The sequence below is a fragment of the Chitinophaga pinensis genome, from assembly GCF_007896845.1.
Lineage (GTDB): Bacteria > Bacteroidota > Bacteroidia > Chitinophagales > Chitinophagaceae > Chitinophaga > Chitinophaga pinensis_C.
This window is the reverse complement of record NZ_VOHS01000003.1, coordinates 349,679-370,564: the sequence shown is the minus strand read 5'-3', so window position 1 is coordinate 370,564 and position 20,886 is coordinate 349,679. Positions and strand designations below refer to the sequence as shown.

Genomic DNA, 20,886 nt, shown 5'->3' with positions numbered 1-20,886 from the left:
TGCTTTCCAGTAAAAAAAGCTGTGCCCCGGTGTATGTCCTGGAGCTGATACGGCTGATATACCGGCAGGATCTGCGTACCCGCTACAAACGTTTTTACTTTCCGGCCTGCTGATAAGGTTGAAACTGCTGTCTGGGCGATATCAAAGAACGGTTGCGCCTATCTTATTTGCAGTAGCCTTATTCGTTGTTGTCAACCAGAAATCTGCCTTGGTTTGCTGATGTAAAGTGTTGCATTCGGGAAGACATCTTACCTCATTGATCAATCCGCCGACGTGATCAACATGTAAATGGGATAGTAATACCGCATCAATATCTGCAGCGTTGATCCCTAATGCCGCCAGTATGGACTGCAGTTGCCAAGTGTTGGTCCCAGAAAGCGCCAGAAACCGGCATCTACCAATATCTGCTGATCACCGTTCAGGATGAGATAAGCAGTGATAGGGTTCTCTACAACCGTATCAAGATAGTTGTTGCAGTAAAGTGTTGATCTCTCCTTTCTTGGTCTCATGCAACATCGTATGCATATTCAGGGGCAGCGTCCATCAGAAAGGGCAATTACACGGACATCCCCCAACTGCAGATTGTAAATCCGGTTGTGCCGGAGAGTCAGTTGTCTGTGCTTTCGCAGATAATATGCCGCCTTAGTAGTAATAATGCCATTTCCTCTCAGGGAAATGTTCGCAGAAAATTCATTGCTTTAAAATTTATAGCACAAATTCCGGCTGTTCGCTACCCTGCGGAAGGACCTTTGTCACTTAAAAATTGTGACAAATCGTCGTTATTTACGGATAAACGGGCTTATGGTCTCACGGGACACACCAAGAAAAGAAGCAATATGCGTCTTCGGTATACGGCTATATAAATGCGGATACTGGCGTACGAAGTCTCAAACCTTTCCTTTGCACTTCCATAATCATCAATTGCAGCCTTTTTCTGTAAGGCTACATAGCCAGACTTGACTTCGACAAGAGATAATGCTGATATTTCCACATCTCCGGGCCAGTTTATCACGGTTCTCAGCGGAAAGAGACAATAGCTCACAGTCTTCCAGACATTCAATAGCGGTATTCGAAGGGATCTGTTTCACAGTGATTCCCGTTCGGAGATCCACCAGCCCTCAGCAGCAAACTGATAGGTAAATTCCTTTCCGGTACTGGCTTCTGTCATATATGCCCTGAGACATCCCTTCAACACAAAATATTCATGTTTTACCATGTCTCCCTCACGTACCAGTGCATTATGTTTCTTATACTCACCGGGACAAAATGAGAGGACATAGTCAAACTCCTCGTCTGTCAGTTTGCGACCGACTCTATATGTACTCTTAACGGATGCGACATACCGCAAAGGTAAAAGAATGCCTTATATCCCGTCTCGGCAGTGTTGCTTCCTATATACATAACTGCAGAATCTTCAATATATTTCGCCGGATTAAATGAATTACCAAAGGTCTTTTTCACAAATGACAGTTCTCCTTCAGTTCGCCTACCTTGGTGGAAATTCTGCCGGGAATTTATTACTGTCTGAATAATCAGTGATCAGCTCATTGTACCTGTCGATATTGATCATCATTCTGGCCGTCAGTTGTCCGAAACGCATACGCAGGACTGTACTTTATACATAAACGTTCCACCTGACCAGACATTTCCTTCGTCAGACTATCTGCCTCCATCGCCTGTATTCTTCTGGCAATCAATAATCTGCATTCGTTTTTATACTGCTCTCTTTTACGGTCAAGTGTAGTGGACAGATACTCTCTTTTATAACCTTCGCCATCCAGACCATAATAGGACAGCTGCTGGCTCAATAAATCCTGATTTTCCTGCTGTAATTGATTCAATTCTTGGTAATAGCCGTCCATTCATAATCAATCACCGATTTCTGCTGCTCAAACTGGCTAGCCACATTGAGTAACCTAAGCATAGAAGGACTCTTTCCTCTCAGCTCTCTGTTCTCTTTACCAAAAGACATCACCAAGGTATTCACACCGGATGATACCGTTTGTACCAAAGAACCGTATAAAGGCACCCTGTTAGCAGCGTTAGTAACCAGTGAAAGGGATGAATTCAGAAAGTCAAACATCTGATCGCCACGACCTTTTTTCGAATACCAGTTTTCATATTCTGTTTTCCAGTCATTGAAATCCTTATACTGCTGAAGATTGCTCACAGCGCCCAATTGTGTAAAGAACTGCTGAGAAGCCAGAAACAGATCTGCCGGTTGTACATCGCGCTGTATACTGAGCAATTCGGTAAAAGCCAGCTGACCATTCAATCCGACCCTGATTTTCGGCGTTTTCTCCAATATCGCCAGTCTGCTGTCCAATGCCACCTGCAGGCTTTCCATCGCGCTCATTTTCCGTTTGCTTCCTTGTCATTCAGTCCGGATAATTCGCTTTCAGTACTTTAATCTCGCCTTCATTCAGTTTAAGTTTGTCATTCAGCTCTTTTAGTTGCTGGTCTCTTTCCAGTTTAATTTTGTCTGCAACGGTGGAGTCCTGTTGCGCAAATGAGGTAATTGTTACGGCAATGCTGATAAAAAATAGTAGAATTCCTCTTTTCATACTTGATGTTTAAGTTATAGGGATATGCGGTATTCACCGGGATAAATGCGTACGGTACAGGATATATCAAATTATCCCCGAATATAGAACAAAGTCTATTAAAAATAAACGGGACGGAATATAAAATCCCATCCCGTATTGCGTTTGAGATTCAATGAAAGCCGCCATCTTATGGAACGACTATAACATGATAAGAAATGGGCATCTACTACCATCTCTTATTGAACTTAGGAATAAGGGGTCTGTCAGTTGACAATCTCCAAAAGACAGTACCCTTATGTGCTACGCATTTTTTCAAAAAAAATCCGTTAACAGGAAGATGGTTCCCCTGTTAACGGACTTTATCATCAATAAAATAAAAATTACTTCACGATCAGCTGTACCTCAATGTTTCCTCTTGTAGCATTGGAATAAGGACATACCGCATGTGCCTTTTTCGCCAGCTCTTCAGCCTGAGCTCTTTCTACACCCGGAATCTCAATTTCCAGTGTTACGGCGAGAGCAAATCCGCCGTCTTCCTTTTTACCAATGCTGACATCCGCAGTAACTGCTGTTGTGCCAACTGCTACTTTTTCCAGACGCGCCACATGATTCAGCGCACTGTCAAAGCAAGCTGCATAGCCACCCGCAAACAATGTTTCCGGATTCAGATAAGTACCCGCAGCTCCACCCATTTCTTTTGGCACCCGTACATCTACGTCCAGTGCCCCATCTGCTGATTTTACATGGCCATTACGTCCGCCCGTAGCGGTAGCCTTCGTCGTATACAACTTTTCCATGTTAAATGAATTTTTATCTGTTAGAAGATTGACCTAATTCTCTGCTAAACTGTTTAATATTTCGTGCAACTGCTTCACCAATTGTTTTCCCTCACCGGCGCCCATTGGCAAACTCTTCCGCAGTGCGGCAGGTACGCGTACCGCCAGTTCTCTTAACTGCTCTCCCTTGCTGGTAATGCTGATCTGCACCAGACGTTCATCAGCTGTATCCCGCTTCCGCTTCACCAGTCCTTTCTGTTCCAGTCTTTTCAATAAAGGCGTCAGTGTACCACTATCCAGCCACAGTTGTAATCCGATCTCTTTTACAGATACCTGCTTATGCTCCCACAGTACCAACATCACCAGATATTGCGGATAAGTCAGATCCAGCTCTTCCAGCAATGGCCTGTACAGATTGGTGATCTGCCGCGAAAGCGCATATAACGGAAAACATAATTGATTGCTCAGGTGCAGCACATCCATTTCAGTAAATTTAATTGTGCAAAATTAAATATCATCATCCAACAAGCCTAATCGATTCTATCTATCCTGATCTGTCTGCCGGCTATATCTACTCACAATTAATGATCTTTTCTACTCACTCCGCCGATAACTGGTTATGCCCATACCGGGTGTCTGAAATTTTTCTATCCGCGTAAGGGTACTTCTCTTTGTGCATTGTCTACCTTCGGGTAAAACACATTTACGGCACATTGGAACCACTAAATGACCTTAAAACAGACAGTGCCTTACTTGAGCAATACTTCCTTGAATACTTTGAGGTACTGCACAGTTATGCCTATACTATACTGAAGGATAATGAAGAGGCGAAAGATGCCGTACAGGCTGTTTTTATTCAGCTATGGCAGAAAAGGGAAAGTCTGCAGATCAGACAATCCGTACGATCTTATCTCTATGCTGCCACGCACAATCACTGCCTGAATCATATTAAAAGCAGTAAGATCCGGCGGAAGCATTACGACAGATTTGCCGCCGGTATATCCTCCGCCAGTATAGCAGATATCGAACAGCAGATCGTATTCGCGGATATGAGAAAAGAAGTCCTTGAGGCGATGAAGTCCCTGCCGGATAAATGCCGGGAAATCTTCTTTAAAAGCAGATTCGAAGAAAAGAGCTATGGCGAGATCGCCGCAGAATTGCAAATTTCTGTAAAGACAGTAGAAGCACAGATGGGTAAGGCATTACGCATATTAAGAACAATACTGTCTGAACGCACTTTCAGCTGGCTGATCATCAGTGCACAACTGATCTCAGCCCTGAAAAATCTCTTTCACTAAGTATGGCACAAAAAGCTGAAAATATGAACGTGACAGATGAACTCCTGTCAAGGTATTTCTCCGGAGAAGCCTCTCCTGAAGAAGCCATGACCATTGACGACTGGAGAGCCCGCAATGACGCCAATAATAAAGAGTTTAACGCTCTGCGTGCTGCATGGAACGCCACAAGCGCACATCCCTACGTGATACAGGACGCCAGATCCGCATGGCAACAAATGCAACCACTGCCGCAACGGAATCGTCCACTACGGATTAAAATCCTGAGCTGGACAGCCGCAGCCGCCATACTGACCGGTATTATCATTGCTGCGGCCATCCTGTTGCGCCCTGTACGTCAGTATACAGTCAGCACCTCCGGCGGCGAAACCAAACGGCTAAAATTACCTGATGGTTCTGACCTGATACTCTTCGCCAATAGCACCCTCATTTATCCGGAAACCTTCGCCGCAGCTGAAAGAAATGTATCCCTGCAGGGTAACGCGGATTTCGATATCCATGGTACTGCCAGACAACCCTTTATCATTACTGCCGGTGGCCTGCAGATTAAAGTCCTCGGTACCGCGTTTAATGTAGCTGAAAATGATACTGCCGTCATTGTAAAAGTGCAGTCAGGAAAAATACGCATGTATACCAGCAGTAACGAACTACCTGTTGCCGGCGGACAAACAGGTATCTACATTAAAAAAGACCAGAGTATAAGGTATGACCGCGTGTTCCACTTTGAAAATGAAGATATGTCTGTTGTCTGTAAAGCCCTCGCTGAAGCCTATCAGACAAACATCGTCATCGATGATACCGTAATTGCTTCCCTTAAAATATCCAGCAACTTTGACAATAAACCACTGGATTATATTCTCGAAGTGATTGCTACTACCCTCAACATTCAATACATCAGTAAACCCGACAAAAATGAAATCCATTTCATCACAGAAAACTAGCTATATCCTGTATGCTATCCTGCTATTGTTTTTCTCTACCCCTTTGTCTGCCCAGCAATACGACAAAGCTGTCGTCAACATCACAACATCTCCGATAGATATTACGACACTCGCGAAAACCATTGCAAAACAAACAGGATTGGAGTATTCGCTTAACATGCAGAATTCATCGTTAAAGAAACGTATCACCTTACGTTCGGGCAACTGGCAATTAGCCAGTATCTTAAGACAGATACAACAACAGGCTAACCTTAGTTACAAGATCATCGGTGATCACATTCTGTTTATGGATGCCCGGTCTGGCAAGGGGAAAAACAATACACTGGCAGCAGCAGCCCCTAAAACAACACCTGCTCCCAATGCCCCCAATCACCAGAATGCCCGTACAACAGAAAGCAGCACAAGAAGAAACTTACCGGATACAAGCACTGACAGCAACCATCAATTACCACTTGAAGCACTGCCTGCCATTGCCACTACTAACAATGATACTACTGTAACATTATATACACTTGCACAAACACAACAGGGTCCACATTTTAAGAAAAGAGGTTCCAACTATAAAATGCCTGTGGTTAAAAAAGCGACAAGGACTACGTCAGGTACAATAGCTACCGGCACTACCACAACGGCAACGACAGTCACTGCGAATACAACCGCTGTTGCGGCAAGGGATAACAGTATCAGCCAGCCGGCTACTGAAACATCCGGAAATAACAATGAAGATGGAACTGTCAACTGGTATAAACCCTACCTGAAAGCAGGGCTTAGCGCAGACGAAATATTATATGGTAATGTATCGCTGATAACAGGTTTCCGATACCTGTATGGCATCGCCTCTTACGGGTTTACTGCCTACGGCGGAAGATTCCGTTGGGGTGCTGGCATTCCGGTAAAGCTGAATGAGACACAACAATTACACATCAGCTTTACAACCGGCACGATCAGATATCATGTTCCGGATACGCTGGGAGTAGATGATATTCATCTGAAGGAAAGACTTAACCGTTATAGTCTCGGATGGTCCAAAACATTCGGAGAAAAATGGACTTTACATGTACAGGTGCATTATAATGATCTGAGGAAAAAAGCGGATCATATTCCTCCTCCTATATTCGAAGATGCTGGCGAACAAAGAAAGTTCAGATATGGTAAAGCTCCCTACACCATCAGCGAGCGCTTTGGTACCCAAAACGATTATCAACATTGGGTAGGTGCCCGGTTATCGCTATATTATCACTTTTTCTAAGTGCTCAACTCAGCCACTTTCTCAATGCAATAGATTTCTCTCTGCTCACAACGACTTCCTCTGCCGGAGGGTGCAGATCCAGTTTCAGCTTCCCGTTGAATGTCTGGTGTATCTTCCGGATAGAGGCGGCCGAGACGATATATTGCCGCGTAGCTCTGAAGAACTCTTTCGGATTCAGCTCCTGTTCCAGTTCTTCCAGCGTCTCATCGATCGCATAACGATCTCCCTGTTCTGTGACCAGATACACTGATTTATGCTCAGAAAAGAAGTAAGCAATATGATGCACCATCACCGGAATAAACATATCTCTATAAGAGACCAGAAAGCGGGTACGGTATACGACCTCTTTGTGTTGCATCTTCCTGATCACATCCAGCAGGTCCGTACTTGTAGAGCGGTTGACGAGGTTTTTGATACGTGTAATACTCTTTTCCAGCTGGGCTTCATCCAGAGGTTTCAGTAAATAGTCGATACCATTTACCTCAAACGCTTTCAGTGCATATTCATCATACGCAGTAATGAAAATCACATGCGATTCCACAGCTACATGATCAAATATTTCAAAGCTTAATCCATCCGTCAGTTTAATATCCATACAGATAATATCCGGATGTTCGTTTTCCTTCAACCATGTGATAGCTGATTCTACCGTCTGTATCTCACCAACAATCTCAATATTTCTGTCTATCTGCAGCAATAGCTTTTTAAGCCTTGCTGCGTTGGGTAATTCATCTTCAATGATCAAAATGCTTAACATCGTCTTTCGTATTTATTTTCAGCAATGGTATCTTCACTTCAAAATAATCAGGGCCGTCATCTATCAGTGGTTTGTTTCCACATAAGAGCACGTAACGTTGCGTAATATTCTTCAGGCCCAACTGCGCACCGGGTTCTTTCACCCGCTTCGGTTTCTTGTTATTTCTTACTACCAGCCATTTCTTTTCCTGCAGGTAAATATCGATAATCAGCGGCGCATCTCCTGAAAACTGATTGTGTTTAATCGCATTCTCTATCAGCAACTGTAGTGTCAGCGGAGCAATCTCACCATGCCATTCTTCTACTTCCGTTGAAATATTCACACGGATGGCCTGCCCATACCGGGTCTGGTGCAGGAACAGTACGTTTTTGATAAAGTCCAGTTCTACCGCAACAGCAATCGTATTCTGCGTACGGTTACTCATCATATAGCGGTAAATAGAGGATAGCTTCACCACGTAATTGACGGACAAAGAAGGATTTTCCTCTATCAATGAGGTGAGGGTACTTAAATTATTGAAAAGAAAGTGAGGGTCTAACTGTAGCTTCAATGCATCCAGCTGTGCCTGTACAGCCAGCTCGCTTAACTTGGAAGCTTCAATCCGGGCATTATTCAGACGAAATACCAGATATTCTGTGGCAAATATGGATGTGATCACCAGACAAAAGATCATTCCGGTGATGGAAGATTGCCGGTATAATAACTGATTGAAGGCAAATTTGGCCGGGAATGGAATGCGAAAGAACAGATTAACGATCAGCAGCACGATGATCATGTGTGCGATCAGTTGTACTATAAAACGCATTTTCATATTCCGTTTCCAGTGCAGGCGCTGGTTCAGGAAATAAGTCAGCCATATACCTGTTTCTATCACTGCCAAAGGGAAAAGCAGGGAAATCAGGCTATTGATGAAAAAATCCAGCACCGTAAATTGCTTCCAGGCGTTGAATGTACGCTCGTAAGGATTGATCAGGAAAAAGATCAGGTTTGTCAGCAGGCAAAAGATAGGATATCCATATAATCTTAAAAACTTATAATTGGATGCAGCCATAGTATCTAATTAGATCAGACTGTTTATCAGGCTGCCCTATCCATTGATATTTTAGTTGACAGCAACGCGGTTGGATACCGGCCTTGTCAGTGATTCCCATATCAGATAAAACGTGCCTAATGATAAAACAGACAGTACAACTTTAACGATTTTCAGCAATTTACCTATTTTATACAGCTGTGACACGTAATGCATTTTTTTTGTCATGATCGGTTCCGTTTAGTGATTATGAGGGCAATTTGCCTCAAATACTACAGACCTGCCGGCGCAATCTGACTGAAGTCGCGAAATTGGATACCCAAGTTAAAATATCGCATACCGAAATAAATGCTGTTACCCCCTGCTATTACCTCAATATTACACCCTTGATACACCGTCGGTGCTTCGTCGAAGAACGTACCAATAACGGCCTACCGGGGGTTTAATAAGGATATATCGAAGCACTCAGGTAATAACTATTGAAAACCAGACACTTTAAAAACGCTGTAACGCTGCCCCCAAATTCAGTAAATTAGAAGAATGGAACTGCAGACATTTCTCCCTTCCGACATCTTAAAGCCTTATGTCAAGTATTACTGGGTCTTTGCCACAGATCAGCAAAGTATCAATGATGCTATGTACCCCAGCGGTTACCTGGAACTTGCCATTAATATTTCGGAAGGAGAAGTCGTTTCTGTATTGAATGACCGTTATATAGACATGCCACCGGTTGAGGTACTGGGTCAATTGACGGCACCAGCCCGGATTATCGCAGGAAAACAAACCACGCTACTGGTCACCCGGTTTTATCCCCATGCAACGGCCCTGTTCTTTCCCAACCGGATTGTTGATTTCACAGATGATTCTGTAGACCTGCTGGATGTTTTTAAGGCAGATGCCGTCGATCTGCATGCTCATATGATGGATCAGAGTACTTTGACACAAAAGATCGGTATACTGGACAGTTTCCTCGTCCGGCAACTGATCAGATCTAAAAAGAACCTTTCTCAGATCTCTTTGATAGAAAGTATCTGCCGGTATGCCGGACCGGGAGGAGACGGACCTGATATCGCGCAACTGGCCTTGCGACACGGTGTGTCAACCCGTTATATCCAGAAACTATTTATTGATTGTATTGGCATCACGCCCAGGCGCTTTTTTAATATCAGACGTTTTAATAAGAGTCTGACGCTGGTCAGAAAGGCACAGGAATCCCTGACGTCCATTGCCTATGAGTGTGGCTACTACGATCAGGCGCACTTTATACGGGAATTTAAGGCATTTTCGGGCGTTACGCCTTCCCGCTTTCTGCAACCTACACTTTCAGCAGATACGGCTGAAATTTGACGCTGTTCGCTTTTTTACAATTTTAACCTTTTCAGGTGTCCTTTCTTTGCGATAGCAATCTAAAACAAGGTCATCATGAAAAGAGAATAGCCTATTATCAGCAGTAACGGGGGAAAATAAACAGAACACGCCATTCTAAAAAAGGGGGCAAAAAACGTTATCGTCTTTTGTCCCCTTCCCCTGTCTATACCGGATAAGGTCCGTCTTCAAATGTTTCTGCATGATAGCCTTTCGCACCTACTTCCCGGGTCAGCTGACTTCTGAAATCCCGGCCGGCTTTTAACTGTTCCACGACATATCTGAAATCGTATTTTGGCGCCCATCCCAGCTCTCTTCTCGCTTTTTCATTGACATAGACCCTGTCTATCTCTTTGAACATCCGCCAGCCCCTCCGGACATATTCCTGTGCAAATGCAGATACAACTCCCTGAACAACCCATTCGGCATTACTGCGCAGGTAAGGCGTATGCCCCTGCATAAAGGGCGATGTCGCACTGATGATATATTTTCCAAAGCCAATGGCTTTCGCCCGTTTTACAGCCAGTATATGCGCGTCAACAGCATCTTCCAGTTCTACCCGTCTGCACAGGTACTCGTTGGCTTTCAGATTGTCATCGGTAAAAGCACTCCTTCTTCCTTTATTATCATCTTCTTCCGGGAAGAAACGGGAAGTGCGCAGTACGATACAGGGCAATTGGTGGTTACGGTAAAACAGCTGACAAAGATCCTCGGCCGCAGCTTTGGTCACACCATATATATTCTTGGGCACCGGTGTCACTTCCTCGGTGATCCAGGCGGCGGGTGTACCTTTTGGTGGTACCAATGCGTCACCAAACACACTTGTTGTACTGGTGAAAACAAAGGCCTCTACACCGGCGGCAACGGATGCTTCCAGCAGATGCAGCGTACCGGTAATATTGGTATCAATAAATTCCTGCTTACTATGTGTGGCAACGTGTGGTTTATGTAAGGTAGCGGTATGGATCACTGCCTGTACCCCTTCAAGACAACTTTTTACAAATTCCCTGTCTGTAATTGAACCCACGTAGGTTGTAAACGGAGAAGCCTGTATATCTATGCCGGTCACTTCATAGCGACGTGCCTGCAGGGTACGGACCAATCCTTCACCAAGATGTCCGGCGCTCCCGGTAACTAAAACTTTCATATGTTAGCGTATTATCTTAATGTTCAGGATCGAAATTAAAGGGTCCTGATGCAATTTTTGGGACATTTGTCCCATTTACAGCTATGATCAAGACAAACCTGGCGCTATTACAGCTGATGGATGAACTCTCGGCAGGAGAGCATACAAAGAGCGCTATTACACTCCGGCATCTCGACATAAAACAAAAACTGATCATGCAGGATCAGACACTGCAGAACGTCTACATTATCAAGTCGGGCGTTATCAAATGTTTTATGACGGAAGAAAACGAGAAGGATTATATACTCGATTTTCTGGGCGAAGGAGAATTACTGGGTGAAATAGAAGCGATACGTCACAAGACGGCAGGCTGCACGGTAGAAGCCATTACACCGCTGACCGTATACGTACTTAGCAGCACGCAGTTCAGACATTTTCTGGAAACCATCCCTGCATTCAACATGAAGGTGCTGGAGCAGCTGGTCAACCGGGTTATGCGGATCTCCGAAAAGGCCTCCCGCCATCAATTATATACATTGGCAGAAATCCTGCCTCAGTTACTGAACACCCTTGAATCACAACAGATCAATTTTACCAAACAGGATCTGTCAGAATACCTCGGTATTTCGGTACGCAGCCTCAACAGGATGCTGAAAGATATTGGCCATACGGCTATTTAAGCAGGGAGAGTACCCGTTTTGCTGCATCAGGGTATACAGTGATCAGGTGTGTACGCATAGAATCCGGCGTAGGACTGGTCTGTCCGTCTGTCAGCAATGTGATCTTACCAGACGCCAAAGCAGGCATATGACAATCAATACAATTCTTCGACAATACTTCCGCAGACACATTTTTCAGTTTACAGAAAGTCGGCTGTCCAGCCTGATGACAACTCATACAACGCTGTGAAAAGGTTGCCAGCTGATTGCGCTCACTGTTATGCGGATCATGGCAGGACGAGCAGGTCATATCATTACTTTTCACAAAACACTTACTGGCAGTGAACAACTGATATTGTTTTCCATGCACATCCAGTTCGGCGGCCCGTGTAGGGCGGGTAAAATCAGGAAAGAAATAGTCGGACAAGGCGTCTCCCGGTTTATAGTCAAAAGCGGGTTTTTGCGGCGTTCCAAGGCCGGAATGGCACAAAGCACACATATCCAGCCGCTGCTGGTGCTGTAAGGAACGCACCTTTGTAATATGCATGGGATTTTTTCCTGCGGATGCCCGGTATGAAAAGCCACATGTTCGGCCGCAGGCCCATGACAACGCTCGCAGTCTATACCGTATACCAGTTGGTTCTTTTCAAACGTTTCTGATAAATGCCTTCCTTCCATATGAACGTCTTTAATGCCTACAGCAGAGCTGTGGCATCCAAAACAGGTACTGGGTATCATCCGGTCAAATTTGGGATAGGAGGGTGGGAACCCCGGACTGTTTGCCCAGCTGTTTGCCGGCACAAACCATGAAAGCGGCAACTGAAAATACTTTCCGGCATTCCAGGTCAGAAAAGTCTGCGCTTTCCTGCCTGATCCCATCGTAATATCAAAACGATGTATCTCCTGTAAAGTACTGTCTGCATAGGCTGTCTGGAATAAACCGCTATCCCGGCGTTCCATTATTACCCGCACACCATTGCTATAGAGAAAACCATTGGCACCGGTTCCGAAACTGCCTTTGATCGTTTTGGTGGAAGCGGGAGAAGAGGTATTAAAATGTCCCGTATGCATATAGGCGTCGTAAATCTGCCGGTGGCAACTCATGCAGGCGGCCGCTCCTGCAAACTGTTTTCCCCTGATATCAGCGCTGTCTGTTTGCGGCGCTTTACGGACACATTGGGAAAATATAATGATGCAGGATATGATCAGAAAGGATACATAAAACAGTCGCTTGTTCATAACGTTGGAATCTTGGGCCAAGATATATAATGTTTACAAAAATCTAACCGGCAGCCCCCAACTTCCCCATCCGAATTACTTATATTTAACGAGCAAAAATGCTTATACCCATGAAATACATACTGACTGTTAGCCTGCTGCTGGTACAATTCCTTGCGGCAAAAGCACAATACCCAACCGATAATGATCTTCCGGCAAAATCAGAAAAAGTCAAAAAGATTAAGCTCTCTTCTCAGGCAGCTGATATATCAGCACCTGCCGTTCCTATTGCAGGCATAACGGTAATCCCTGCCTGTGGCGACACCCTCCGCCTTGGCTTTGTACAGGTAGGTATGGCCAATAAAAGGATCAGTGCTGTCCCAAACAAGCCGTGGAATGCCTATCTGCAGGATTTTGCGGATACCCGCTTCAAACCGGCACTGACAGCTTCAGGTGCTCAGTTACTTTGGGTGGTAGAAGACCTGCGTATCAACGAACGCACTTTTGCCATGAGTGAAAAGGCCTATGTCAGACTGAAAGCAAATGCTTACCTGAGCAAGGACAATGCACACTATCAGCACATCAGCACTCTCGATACCGTACTATTAAGAGGAGGTATGGATGTTACCAGCAAACATGATGAAAACATAGCTGAAGTATTCGGACTCCTCTGGAATAAATCTATTGATGCTGCGAATACAGCTACCGAAAATGCCACGCTGACTGTAACAGATATCGTATCCAAAGAGCAAAACCGCTTTGCATTACCCATTCTGCAAACGACTACTTATAAACCCGGTGTATACAAGACTTATCAGGAATTTCTGGAGAATAAACCATCCATTGAAAAATTCAATGTGGAAGTCAAAAGAAGAGATGTGATCATTCAGGAGGTAGGGACGAATGATAATATTGGTCCGGTAGTAGAAAATCCATGGGGTATCTGCAAAGACGGAGAACTGTATATCTACTATAAAGAAAGATTGATTCCTATCGAAAAAAGCGGTAACAGTTTTGTGATATCCAATTATCTGGAAGCGAGTAATCGCAGAAACCAATCACTCTTCTGGGGAGGATTGATCGGAGGAGTAGGTGGAGCCGCCTTAGGACTCACTACAAGCGGTCTTTTCAATGTAGAAACGATTCCTTATATCACAAGGCAGCAACCAGAAGCAACAACATTAGATATTGATAATGGAACCCTGATGTTTTAACAATTCAGTATTACTTTTTTTTGGTACATTTATCCCACTTTCCCACCGATCTATGTATCACTCCAAAGTATTGCTGTTACTGCTGATTTTGCTGGTATTTAACTCGTGTACGTCCAAACGTACACCACCGGAACATGCGTTTTATTACTGGAAATCGGATTATGATTTAATCTATGATATGTACCCGTCAGGTGATCCGCAGGATTCCCTGAGACGGGCACTGGATGTCTCACACGTCTATCTGCATTTATTTGATGTAGACTGGAGTGAGAATCTTTCTATGCCCATACCCAAAGCGGAATTCAGAGGAGCGTATGAGGTCAGGCAGTTTGTGAGCGGTGGGTACACGCCGGTAGTATTTATCACTAACCGGACCTTTGAAAGGATGGCGGACAGTTCCTGTGCACAGTTGGCCCAAAGGGTAGCAGATAAGATCAATAAGCTGAACAGCGAGATACAATACACGACAGATACGGCAGTCACCAAAGAGATAAAAGAACCCGAAATTCAGATTGATTGTGACTGGACAGCCGGTACACGTGATAAGTATTTTCATTTCCTGCGGGAGATCAGACAACTGTTTCCGGGTTATACCTTATCTGCTACCATCAGGTTGTATCCTTATAAATATCCTGATAAGACGGGCGTTCCACCAGTTGACCGCGGCATGCTGATGTGCTATAATCTCGGCAATATTAAAGATGCCGGCACCATCAATTCTGTCTTCGATATCAATACACTGAAACAATACCTTTCCGGAAAGGATTACCCCTTATCATTGGATATTGCTTTTCCGGTATTTGGCTGGTATGCATGGTTCCGGGGAAATGAGTTCAAAGGTATCGTCCATGACGGACCGGAGTTCATTGAAGATACCAGTTCGTTTGTTGCACTTGACAAACAACGCTACCGTATCAGGACAGACACCGTACTCGGTGAAAACTACTACCGCGCAGGAGACATATTGCGTATGGAATATCCGGATACAGCGACCTTACAGACCGCTATCAGGTTGGTAGAAGAAAAAATCCCCGATTATCAACGTATTGCTTTTTATCACTGGCATCAGTCATCAATCAGGACATATGAAAAAGTTATTAAAACGGCTTTTGCTGGCCGTTAGTGCGCTTGGTTTATTGTTTGTTCCTTATCTGGACACGCAAAGCTGTGGACCGGAATTGCCGGATGAAGCGTACCGTTTTGCATTGTTTCAGCCAGACCTGTCAGGGAAAAACGACCTTGCGCCACTCTATTATTCAATTCCCTTTGTCAGTTATTTTGATTCCGATCCACGGAAAAAAGACTACTGGACGAATTGTAGTGAATGGCAGCAGGTAACCGGAAAAGCAGTCTCTTTAAAGGATATTTATACCGTACAGTATGACGTCTCTCCTGATGATTTTCTGTATGCTTATAAGCATAATAAATGGCAACAGCTGAAAGACAATTCTTTCATCAAATGGTTATGTCAACCTGCACAAAAGGATGTACTGAATTATATGGCACTGGCCAAACAGATAGAATTCAGTCAGCAGGGCGAACTGGATCCCTGGAATGAAAAGGGGAGTGGTGTCAATACGGATTCAATCCTGCATGTCGTGCGCCAGAATACCAGCAAAGTAACAATGCCTTTCCTGAAGGATCGTTATGCATTTCAGCTGATTAAAATGTATTACTACAACGCTGACTCCGTATTAAGACCACAGCTGACAGACTATTACAATGCCCATTTGAAAAACCATAAGACGATTGTTGCCGATTGGGCACTATTGTATTATGCTCTGATACAATCAGACAATAATGAGTGTACCCGCTACCTGCTGGAGACATTTGAGCGGTGCGAAAGTAAAAAGGGATTCGTATTTGCCAATCTGCGCAGGAAAGATCTGGCAGACCTTGCAGCTACCAAACCAGCCCCTCATCTGCTGGCACTTATATCGCTGATGCAGGGATTAAAACAACCGGGCAGAGGATTGGACTATCTGAAACAACTCTATGAAATAGAGCCTGACAATGAATTCCTTCCGATGCTGGTATGCCGTGAAGTCAATAAACTGGAAGACTGGATCTATTCTCCTACCGTACTTGGATTCAACCCTTTGATCAATGTAAACACCTTTTATGCAGAGAAACTGGCTGCTGAACAAAACGATCCGGAAAGAGATAGTAAACCGGATACAGGCTATGTTTATTACGCAAAGAAAAACCTGCTAAGCGATAAAGAATACCTGCGTACACTACGGGACTTTCTGATCACCATGCAGCAAAGGAAAACGCCGCACAGAGATATGTTACGGCTGGCGATTGCACATCTGTATAACATGGATGGGCAATATGCTACGGCAGGCACTTATGCTGCCGGACTCAAAAACGCAAAGGATAATACCATCCGCCGTCAGGCGATAGTAGAGAACCTGCTCAGCTCTTTTTATGCCAAAGACCTGCATAGCAGTCAGGTAAAGCAGGAGCTGTATGAACAGTTCCGGGCACTGGAGAAAGCAGGTACCATTATGAGAGCGGAGCAATTGACATACGCCATGGATGACTGGGGGCAGAACAGAGATCTGCGTTCGGCGCTTTACCTCTTATTGGGCCAACGTTACCGTGCATTGGGCGATCATCTGACAGCAGGACTGCTACTACAGCAGTCAAAGACTGAGATCAATGAATATACAGGGTATATCGGAGATACTTCCCGTATCAGTTATTCGCGTATCGCTTATTTTGACAAATATGCTGCTCCGGCAGATCTGGATAAGGTGCTCGCATTAAAACACAAAACGAATAAGACGCCTTTTGAAAAAATGATCTCGCCCGCTATCTGGGCGCCGGATGATTTCTACAGAGATGCAAAGGCCACCTTACAGATACGGCAACATACATTCAAAGAAGCTGCTGCTACGCTCAATAAAATACCGGACGACTTCTGGGAGGCGAACTATGAATATAGTACCTACCTCACCCGGACCTATATCGGCAGCCCGGGTTCGTTGATGCCGGATGAACCGGTACAGCAACGCTATGCGCATGCAAGCAAAAAAGCGATCGTAAAAGACATCGTTTTACTGGAAGACAGTCTGGCGAAAGCTACTGACAACTCCGCCAAAGCGCGCTTCTATTATGCGCTGGGCAATGCCTATTTTAACATCAGTTATTATGGCAGATGCTGGATGTTAAGCAGCTATGGAAAATCCAGCAATGAGCCAAACAGTCAGGGAGACAGTGATTATCAATGGGCTTACTTCTCTTTTTATCCCAATAAGGCGATCTTTAAGAGCGATTATTACCGTTGTAACCACGCGATGGAGATGTACGAAAAGGCACGTCAGTTTTCTGGTATACAGAAAGAGCTACACGCGAAGGTATTACTTATGATGACGGTATGTGATCAGGCCAGATATGGCTTCTTTACCGAAGAAATGAGGTACAGATCGACGAATGGTATTTCCAACTACAAAAAAGAGATTTTACCATACAGTTATCCGTACCTGGCAGTCCTGAAAGAAAGATATGCTGACACGGAAACATTTGCCGATGCACGCACCTTTTGTCCGGACGTAGAAGAATACCTAAAGCACTAGAAAACACTACTTTGGAGCAAAAAATTTTATAGAAGTTATGCACATCGCATAACGATATGATTTACATATTCTAGCAGGGTATTTTTACACCCGGTTTTATTACTAAAATTCCAAACCATTTTTGCAATTCAGAAAATTGTTATAACCTTTGTGTGGTAATCAATTTACAAATGGACACCGATTCCTCTATACGTGCTGACTTGCACTTTTTACACTTCACCATTCTTAACACTTCTCCCCCCGGAATTTAAGTTTACGAACGACGGAAAGTTTTAACAGGCTTCCTGTCAGCGATACGCTGTAATACAGTTCAAACTGTACATGGCATTGCTATGCACACTTGTACGGCAACGTACGATCTGTCCGCGTATATGCATACATACGCGTCAAGGGCATCCTATATCTATACACATCACATACATAAACACTAAACAGCAACACTATGCAATCATCTGAAGTGATCAGGTGGCTGATCATGATCGGCCTGCCCATCCTATGTCTTGTATTTTACAAGTACATTCTTCGCGTCTTCTTCGGTCTTGTTATTGTACCGGAAGACAAGATCGGTCTTGTGACCAAAAAATTCGTACTGATGGGTAAACAGGAGTTACCAGAAGGACGTATCATCGCTACCGGCGGCGAAGCGGGTTTTCAGGCCCAGACGCTGGCTCCCGGTGTATACTTCTGGAAATGGTTCTGGCAGTATGAAGTGACTTTCCAGTCCTTTACCATCATTCCTACCGGTAAGATTGGTCTGGTACTGGCAAAAGACGGTACACCACTGAATCCGGGCGCAATTCTGGCACGTCGTGTAGACAGTGACGCGTATCAGAATGCGGAGGCATTCCTGAACAATGGTGGTCAGAAAGGTCGTCAGACAGCGATCATGACACCCGGTTCTTACCGTGTAAACACATTCCTGTTCGAAGTGGAAATCACTGATATGACCACCGTACCTGACAACACGGTTGCCATCGTAACCACCCTTGAAGGACAGGCGATCGAAAATGGTCAGATCGCAGGTAAGATCATTCAGAACCATAACAACTTTCAGGACGCAGACGCTTTCCTTAACAATGGTGGATATAAAGGTTTGCAGGAGCAGGTCATCCTCGCCGGTTCCTACTTCCTCAACCCATGGTTTGCCAAAGTGGAAATGCGTCAGATGACGGAAATACCCATCAGCCATGTGGGTGTTGTCATCTCTTACGTAGGTAATGATGGTGAAGATATCAGTGGCACCGAATTCAAACACGGTAACATTGTTGCCAAAAACCACAAAGGTGTGTGGGCAGAACCACTGGGACCGGGTAAATATCCGATCAACTCCTACATCATGAAGGTGGAATATGTACCAACAACCAATCTGGTGTTAAACTGGGCCTCCGCACGGAGCGAAGCACACCAGCTGGATAAGAACCTTTCTACCATTACAGTACGTAGTAAGGACGGTTTTACCTTCAATCTGGATGTGGCACAGATCATTCACATCCCTTCCAACGAAGCGCCAAAAGTGATTGCACGTTTCGGTAACATGAGTAACCTCGTCACACAGGTACTGGAACCAACGATCGGTAACTACTTCCGTAACTCTGCGCAGGATGCTGAGGTGATCGACTTCCTGAAAAGCCGTAAGGAACGGCAGGAATCGGCGAAAGCGCATATCGGAAGAGTGCTCGAACAATATAACGTATTCGGTGTGGATACACTGATAGGTGACATCGTTCCTCCGGAGAGCCTGATGAAGACACTGACTGACCGTAAGCTGGCGGAAGAACAGAAAGTAACCTATGACACCCAGATGCGTGCACAGGAAACAAGGCAGGCACTGGAAAAAGAAACTGCGATCGCTGAAATCCAGAAAGAGATCGTAAAAGCCGATCAGGGTGTATTGATCGCGGAAAGAATTGCCGACGCTTCAGTGAAAAAAGCTACGGGTGACGCAAACAGCGTACGTCTGCAGGCCAATGCGGAAGCTGACAGAATGAAACTGATGGCAAGTGGTGAGGCGGAAAAAGTACGTGTGCTGGCGAAAGCAGAAGCAGAAAGAACCGAACTGATTGCAAAAGCAGACGCAGAAAAGATCTCTCTCACCGGTAACGCGGAAGCGGAAAAGATCCTCGCGATTGGTAAATCCAGCGCAGAGTCTTATAAACTAGCGGTAGAGGCGATGGGTGGTAACAACTTTACACAATTGAAAGTAATGGAAGCCATCGGTCAGCAACATATCAAGATCATGCCTGATATCCTCATCGGAGGTGGCGACAGTACCAACGGTCCTATCGGTGGATTACTCGGCCTCAAACTGCTGGAACAACTGGGCAACAAACAAACTACTGAAGCACAAACAGACAAAGCGGAATCCGCTGAAAACAAATAACCCTTTCATCCATTTCTACATATACGACAAAGGGCTGTCCCGCCAGAGCGGGCAGCCCTTTTCCATTTCCCGTCTTTAATAAACAATCGTTCTGTTGTCAGTGATCAGATAAAGCTGATGAACAGTAACAACAATCCCGGTAAAGCGATGGTCCATAATCCGAAGTGAGCCGCCAGAAATGCGCCGGCCACACAACCTACAAGGAACCCGCCTATGATAATAAACTGTTTTCCGAAAGCCGGACGTTTATCACTGTTCCATACACCGGGCATCAATATTTTAGCGACATCCAATGTCAGCTGCGTTACATTGCCGGTCATCATCGTAGTAGGTGCATAGGCTGCGGTTGCGTACAATCGTCCGAAAGCATTCTGTATACCCATAGCCAGTACAACTACATAAGGCAAGGTGGCCGCCCAGATAGTACCGGGTCTGTCCAATGCCAGATCAAATGCCCCGGCTACCAATAAGATCACTCCTTCCACAAACAACAGGGTATAACCACTTTTCAGTCTGGGAGCGTACCAACCGGCACTGACAACAGCCAGTGTAAATACCGGGAAAGACAATAATTTCAACCAGGATTGTGTTTCTGCACCTCTGATCAGGTCATAAGCAAAAACCACAAAGTTGCCCGTCACATGTGCAGAGAATAACTCTTCCGCTGCCGTGAAGGTTGCCGCGTCGCAGAAACCGGCTGCAAAAGCCAGTATTAAGCTGACAAGGGCGATATTCTTTTTATCCATATC

Annotated in this window: 23 protein-coding genes and 1 pseudogene; 9 read left to right on the top strand and 15 right to left on the bottom strand. The window is 44.9% G+C overall.

Annotation, left to right across the window (positions count from 1 at the left end; all coding sequences use genetic code 11):
- Positions 1 to 141: 141 nt before the first annotated feature.
- From FEF09_RS34680 to FEF09_RS04925, 8 genes are all read right to left on the bottom strand, one after another.
- Positions 142 to 327 carry an MBL fold metallo-hydrolase gene (locus FEF09_RS34680; protein WP_409994846.1) on the bottom strand — a complete coding sequence of 62 codons (186 nt, stop codon included), beginning with the start codon at positions 325 to 327 and terminating at the stop codon, positions 142 to 144.
- A gap of 2 nt (positions 328 to 329) precedes the next feature.
- The gene (locus tag FEF09_RS04955) at positions 330 to 509 is read right to left on the bottom strand and encodes a hypothetical protein (protein ID WP_146304085.1); all 180 of its coding nucleotides are present in this window, start codon (positions 507 to 509) and stop codon (positions 330 to 332) included.
- 575 nt (positions 510 to 1,084) lie between these two features.
- Positions 1,085 to 1,348, bottom strand: a complete 264-nt coding sequence (locus tag FEF09_RS04950) for a Crp/Fnr family transcriptional regulator (RefSeq protein WP_146304084.1) — start codon at positions 1,346 to 1,348, stop codon at positions 1,085 to 1,087.
- A 196-nt stretch (positions 1,349 to 1,544) separates the two neighbouring features.
- Complete coding sequence (locus tag FEF09_RS04945; RefSeq protein WP_146304083.1) at positions 1,545 to 1,808, bottom strand: hypothetical protein; 264 nt, start codon at positions 1,806 to 1,808, stop codon at positions 1,545 to 1,547.
- Between the two features lie 29 nt (positions 1,809 to 1,837).
- A complete protein-coding gene (locus tag FEF09_RS04940; RefSeq protein WP_146304082.1) occupies positions 1,838 to 2,347 on the bottom strand; it encodes a hypothetical protein in 510 nt (169 codons plus the stop codon).
- A 31-nt stretch (positions 2,348 to 2,378) separates the two neighbouring features.
- Positions 2,379 to 2,564, bottom strand: coding sequence for a hypothetical protein (locus FEF09_RS04935; RefSeq protein WP_146304081.1), 186 nt, complete (start codon positions 2,562 to 2,564; stop codon positions 2,379 to 2,381).
- A 362-nt stretch (positions 2,565 to 2,926) separates the two neighbouring features.
- Positions 2,927 to 3,343, bottom strand: a complete 417-nt coding sequence (locus FEF09_RS04930; RefSeq protein WP_146304080.1) for an organic hydroperoxide resistance protein — start codon at positions 3,341 to 3,343, stop codon at positions 2,927 to 2,929.
- A gap of 33 nt (positions 3,344 to 3,376) precedes the next feature.
- A complete protein-coding gene (locus FEF09_RS04925; RefSeq protein WP_146304079.1) occupies positions 3,377 to 3,805 on the bottom strand; it encodes a MarR family winged helix-turn-helix transcriptional regulator in 429 nt (142 codons plus the stop codon).
- A 230-nt stretch (positions 3,806 to 4,035) separates the two neighbouring features.
- On the opposite strand from FEF09_RS04925, the gene FEF09_RS04920 reads away from it, so the two are divergent.
- The 3 genes from FEF09_RS04920 to FEF09_RS04910 are packed head-to-tail and all read left to right on the top strand — an operon-like array spanning position 4,036 to position 6,807.
- Entirely contained in the window at positions 4,036 to 4,620 is a 585-nt protein-coding gene (locus FEF09_RS04920) for an RNA polymerase sigma-70 factor (RefSeq protein ID WP_186774195.1), read from the top strand.
- 2 nt (positions 4,621 to 4,622) lie between these two features.
- Positions 4,623 to 5,558 carry a FecR domain-containing protein gene (locus FEF09_RS04915; protein ID WP_146304077.1) on the top strand — a complete coding sequence of 312 codons (936 nt, stop codon included), beginning with the start codon at positions 4,623 to 4,625 and terminating at the stop codon, positions 5,556 to 5,558.
- Entirely contained in the window at positions 5,530 to 6,807 is a 1,278-nt protein-coding gene (locus FEF09_RS04910) for a hypothetical protein (protein WP_146304076.1), read from the top strand. Before FEF09_RS04915 ends, FEF09_RS04910 begins: the two co-directional genes overlap by 29 nt.
- A gap of 4 nt (positions 6,808 to 6,811) precedes the next feature.
- On the opposite strand, the gene FEF09_RS04905 is transcribed toward FEF09_RS04910, so the two are convergent.
- From FEF09_RS04905 to FEF09_RS30610, 3 genes are read right to left on the bottom strand one after another with little or no spacing between them, the layout of a single operon-like run.
- Entirely contained in the window at positions 6,812 to 7,564 is a 753-nt protein-coding gene (locus tag FEF09_RS04905; protein ID WP_146304075.1) for a LytR/AlgR family response regulator transcription factor, read from the bottom strand.
- A complete protein-coding gene (locus FEF09_RS04900) occupies positions 7,542 to 8,615 on the bottom strand; it encodes a sensor histidine kinase (protein WP_146304074.1) in 1,074 nt (357 codons plus the stop codon). The genes FEF09_RS04905 and FEF09_RS04900 overlap by 23 nt, the downstream gene beginning before the upstream one ends.
- A gap of 51 nt (positions 8,616 to 8,666) precedes the next feature.
- Positions 8,667 to 8,822 (bottom strand): hypothetical protein, encoded by a 156-nt coding sequence (locus FEF09_RS30610; protein WP_186774194.1) that lies wholly within the window; start codon positions 8,820 to 8,822, stop codon positions 8,667 to 8,669.
- Positions 8,823 to 9,134: 312 nt separating this feature from the next.
- Here FEF09_RS30610 and FEF09_RS04895 point away from each other — a divergent pair, with 312 nt between their 5' ends.
- Positions 9,135 to 9,941, top strand: a complete 807-nt coding sequence (locus tag FEF09_RS04895) for a helix-turn-helix domain-containing protein (protein WP_146304073.1) — start codon at positions 9,135 to 9,137, stop codon at positions 9,939 to 9,941.
- Positions 9,942 to 10,125: 184 nt separating this feature from the next.
- Here FEF09_RS04895 and FEF09_RS04890 read toward each other — a convergent pair whose 3' ends face one another.
- Positions 10,126 to 11,106 (bottom strand): NAD-dependent epimerase/dehydratase family protein, encoded by a 981-nt coding sequence (locus tag FEF09_RS04890; protein ID WP_146304072.1) that lies wholly within the window; start codon positions 11,104 to 11,106, stop codon positions 10,126 to 10,128.
- An 83-nt stretch (positions 11,107 to 11,189) separates the two neighbouring features.
- Between FEF09_RS04890 and FEF09_RS04885 the strand changes: the two genes are divergently transcribed.
- Complete coding sequence (locus FEF09_RS04885) at positions 11,190 to 11,765, top strand: Crp/Fnr family transcriptional regulator (RefSeq protein WP_146304071.1); 576 nt, start codon at positions 11,190 to 11,192, stop codon at positions 11,763 to 11,765.
- On the opposite strand, the gene FEF09_RS32710 is transcribed toward FEF09_RS04885, so the two are convergent.
- Both FEF09_RS32710 and FEF09_RS34675 read right to left on the bottom strand, forming a co-directional pair.
- The gene (locus FEF09_RS32710; RefSeq protein WP_146304070.1) at positions 11,758 to 12,291 is read right to left on the bottom strand and encodes a cytochrome c3 family protein; all 534 of its coding nucleotides are present in this window, start codon (positions 12,289 to 12,291) and stop codon (positions 11,758 to 11,760) included. The genes FEF09_RS04885 and FEF09_RS32710 overlap by 8 nt on opposite strands.
- Before the next feature lie 65 nt (positions 12,292 to 12,356).
- A pseudogene (locus FEF09_RS34675) lies at positions 12,357 to 12,482 on the bottom strand (hypothetical protein); the annotation flags it as partial.
- Positions 12,483 to 13,093: 611 nt separating this feature from the next.
- Between FEF09_RS34675 and FEF09_RS04870 the strand changes: the two are divergent.
- From FEF09_RS04870 to FEF09_RS04855, 4 genes are all read left to right on the top strand, one after another.
- Positions 13,094 to 14,176: a hypothetical protein gene (locus tag FEF09_RS04870; protein WP_146304068.1), complete on the top strand. Its 1,083-nt coding sequence runs from the start codon at positions 13,094 to 13,096 to the stop codon at positions 14,174 to 14,176.
- 52 nt (positions 14,177 to 14,228) lie between these two features.
- Entirely contained in the window at positions 14,229 to 15,299 is a 1,071-nt protein-coding gene (locus tag FEF09_RS04865) for a hypothetical protein (RefSeq protein WP_146304067.1), read from the top strand.
- Positions 15,262 to 17,757, top strand: a complete 2,496-nt coding sequence (locus FEF09_RS04860) for a hypothetical protein (protein WP_146304066.1) — start codon at positions 15,262 to 15,264, stop codon at positions 17,755 to 17,757. Before FEF09_RS04865 ends, FEF09_RS04860 begins: the two co-directional genes overlap by 38 nt.
- A gap of 442 nt (positions 17,758 to 18,199) precedes the next feature.
- On the top strand, positions 18,200 to 20,137 hold the full coding sequence (locus tag FEF09_RS04855; RefSeq protein ID WP_146304065.1) for an SPFH domain-containing protein: 1,938 nt from the start codon (positions 18,200 to 18,202) through the stop codon (positions 20,135 to 20,137).
- Positions 20,138 to 20,241: 104 nt separating this feature from the next.
- On the opposite strand, the gene FEF09_RS04850 is transcribed toward FEF09_RS04855, so the two are convergent.
- Positions 20,242 to 20,883, bottom strand: a complete 642-nt coding sequence (locus FEF09_RS04850; RefSeq protein WP_186774191.1) for a YoaK family protein — start codon at positions 20,881 to 20,883, stop codon at positions 20,242 to 20,244.
- Between the last annotated feature and the right edge of the window lie 3 nt (positions 20,884 to 20,886).

Bases quoted from the DNA above. Each gene is read 5' to 3' on its own strand.
- FEF09_RS04955 (WP_146304085.1), bottom strand. From the start codon at position 509: ATGAGACCAAGAAAGGAGAGATCAACACTTTACTGCAACAACTATCTT.
- FEF09_RS04940 (WP_146304082.1), bottom strand. From the start codon at position 2,347: ATGGAAAGCCTGCAGGTGGCATTGGACAGCAGACTGGCGATATTGGAG.
- FEF09_RS04935 (WP_146304081.1), bottom strand. From the start codon at position 2,564: ATGAAAAGAGGAATTCTACTATTTTTTATCAGCATTGCCGTAACAATT.
- FEF09_RS04930 (WP_146304080.1), bottom strand. From the start codon at position 3,343: ATGGAAAAGTTGTATACGACGAAGGCTACCGCTACGGGCGGACGTAAT.
- FEF09_RS04925 (WP_146304079.1), bottom strand. From the start codon at position 3,805: ATGGATGTGCTGCACCTGAGCAATCAATTATGTTTTCCGTTATATGCG.
- FEF09_RS04915 (WP_146304077.1), top strand. From the start codon at position 4,623: ATGGCACAAAAAGCTGAAAATATGAACGTGACAGATGAACTCCTGTCA.
- FEF09_RS04910 (WP_146304076.1), top strand. From the start codon at position 5,530: ATGAAATCCATTTCATCACAGAAAACTAGCTATATCCTGTATGCTATC.
- FEF09_RS04905 (WP_146304075.1), bottom strand. From the start codon at position 7,564: ATGTTAAGCATTTTGATCATTGAAGATGAATTACCCAACGCAGCAAGG.
- FEF09_RS04900 (WP_146304074.1), bottom strand. From the start codon at position 8,615: ATGGCTGCATCCAATTATAAGTTTTTAAGATTATATGGATATCCTATC.
- FEF09_RS30610 (WP_186774194.1), bottom strand. From the start codon at position 8,822: ATGACAAAAAAAATGCATTACGTGTCACAGCTGTATAAAATAGGTAAA.
- FEF09_RS04895 (WP_146304073.1), top strand. From the start codon at position 9,135: ATGGAACTGCAGACATTTCTCCCTTCCGACATCTTAAAGCCTTATGTC.
- FEF09_RS04890 (WP_146304072.1), bottom strand. From the start codon at position 11,106: ATGAAAGTTTTAGTTACCGGGAGCGCCGGACATCTTGGTGAAGGATTG.
- FEF09_RS04885 (WP_146304071.1), top strand. From the start codon at position 11,190: ATGATCAAGACAAACCTGGCGCTATTACAGCTGATGGATGAACTCTCG.
- FEF09_RS32710 (WP_146304070.1), bottom strand. From the start codon at position 12,291: ATGCATATTACAAAGGTGCGTTCCTTACAGCACCAGCAGCGGCTGGAT.
- FEF09_RS04870 (WP_146304068.1), top strand. From the start codon at position 13,094: ATGAAATACATACTGACTGTTAGCCTGCTGCTGGTACAATTCCTTGCG.
- FEF09_RS04865 (WP_146304067.1), top strand. From the start codon at position 14,229: ATGTATCACTCCAAAGTATTGCTGTTACTGCTGATTTTGCTGGTATTT.
- FEF09_RS04860 (WP_146304066.1), top strand. From the start codon at position 15,262: ATGAAAAAGTTATTAAAACGGCTTTTGCTGGCCGTTAGTGCGCTTGGT.
- FEF09_RS04855 (WP_146304065.1), top strand. From the start codon at position 18,200: ATGCAATCATCTGAAGTGATCAGGTGGCTGATCATGATCGGCCTGCCC.
- FEF09_RS04850 (WP_186774191.1), bottom strand. From the start codon at position 20,883: ATGGATAAAAAGAATATCGCCCTTGTCAGCTTAATACTGGCTTTTGCA.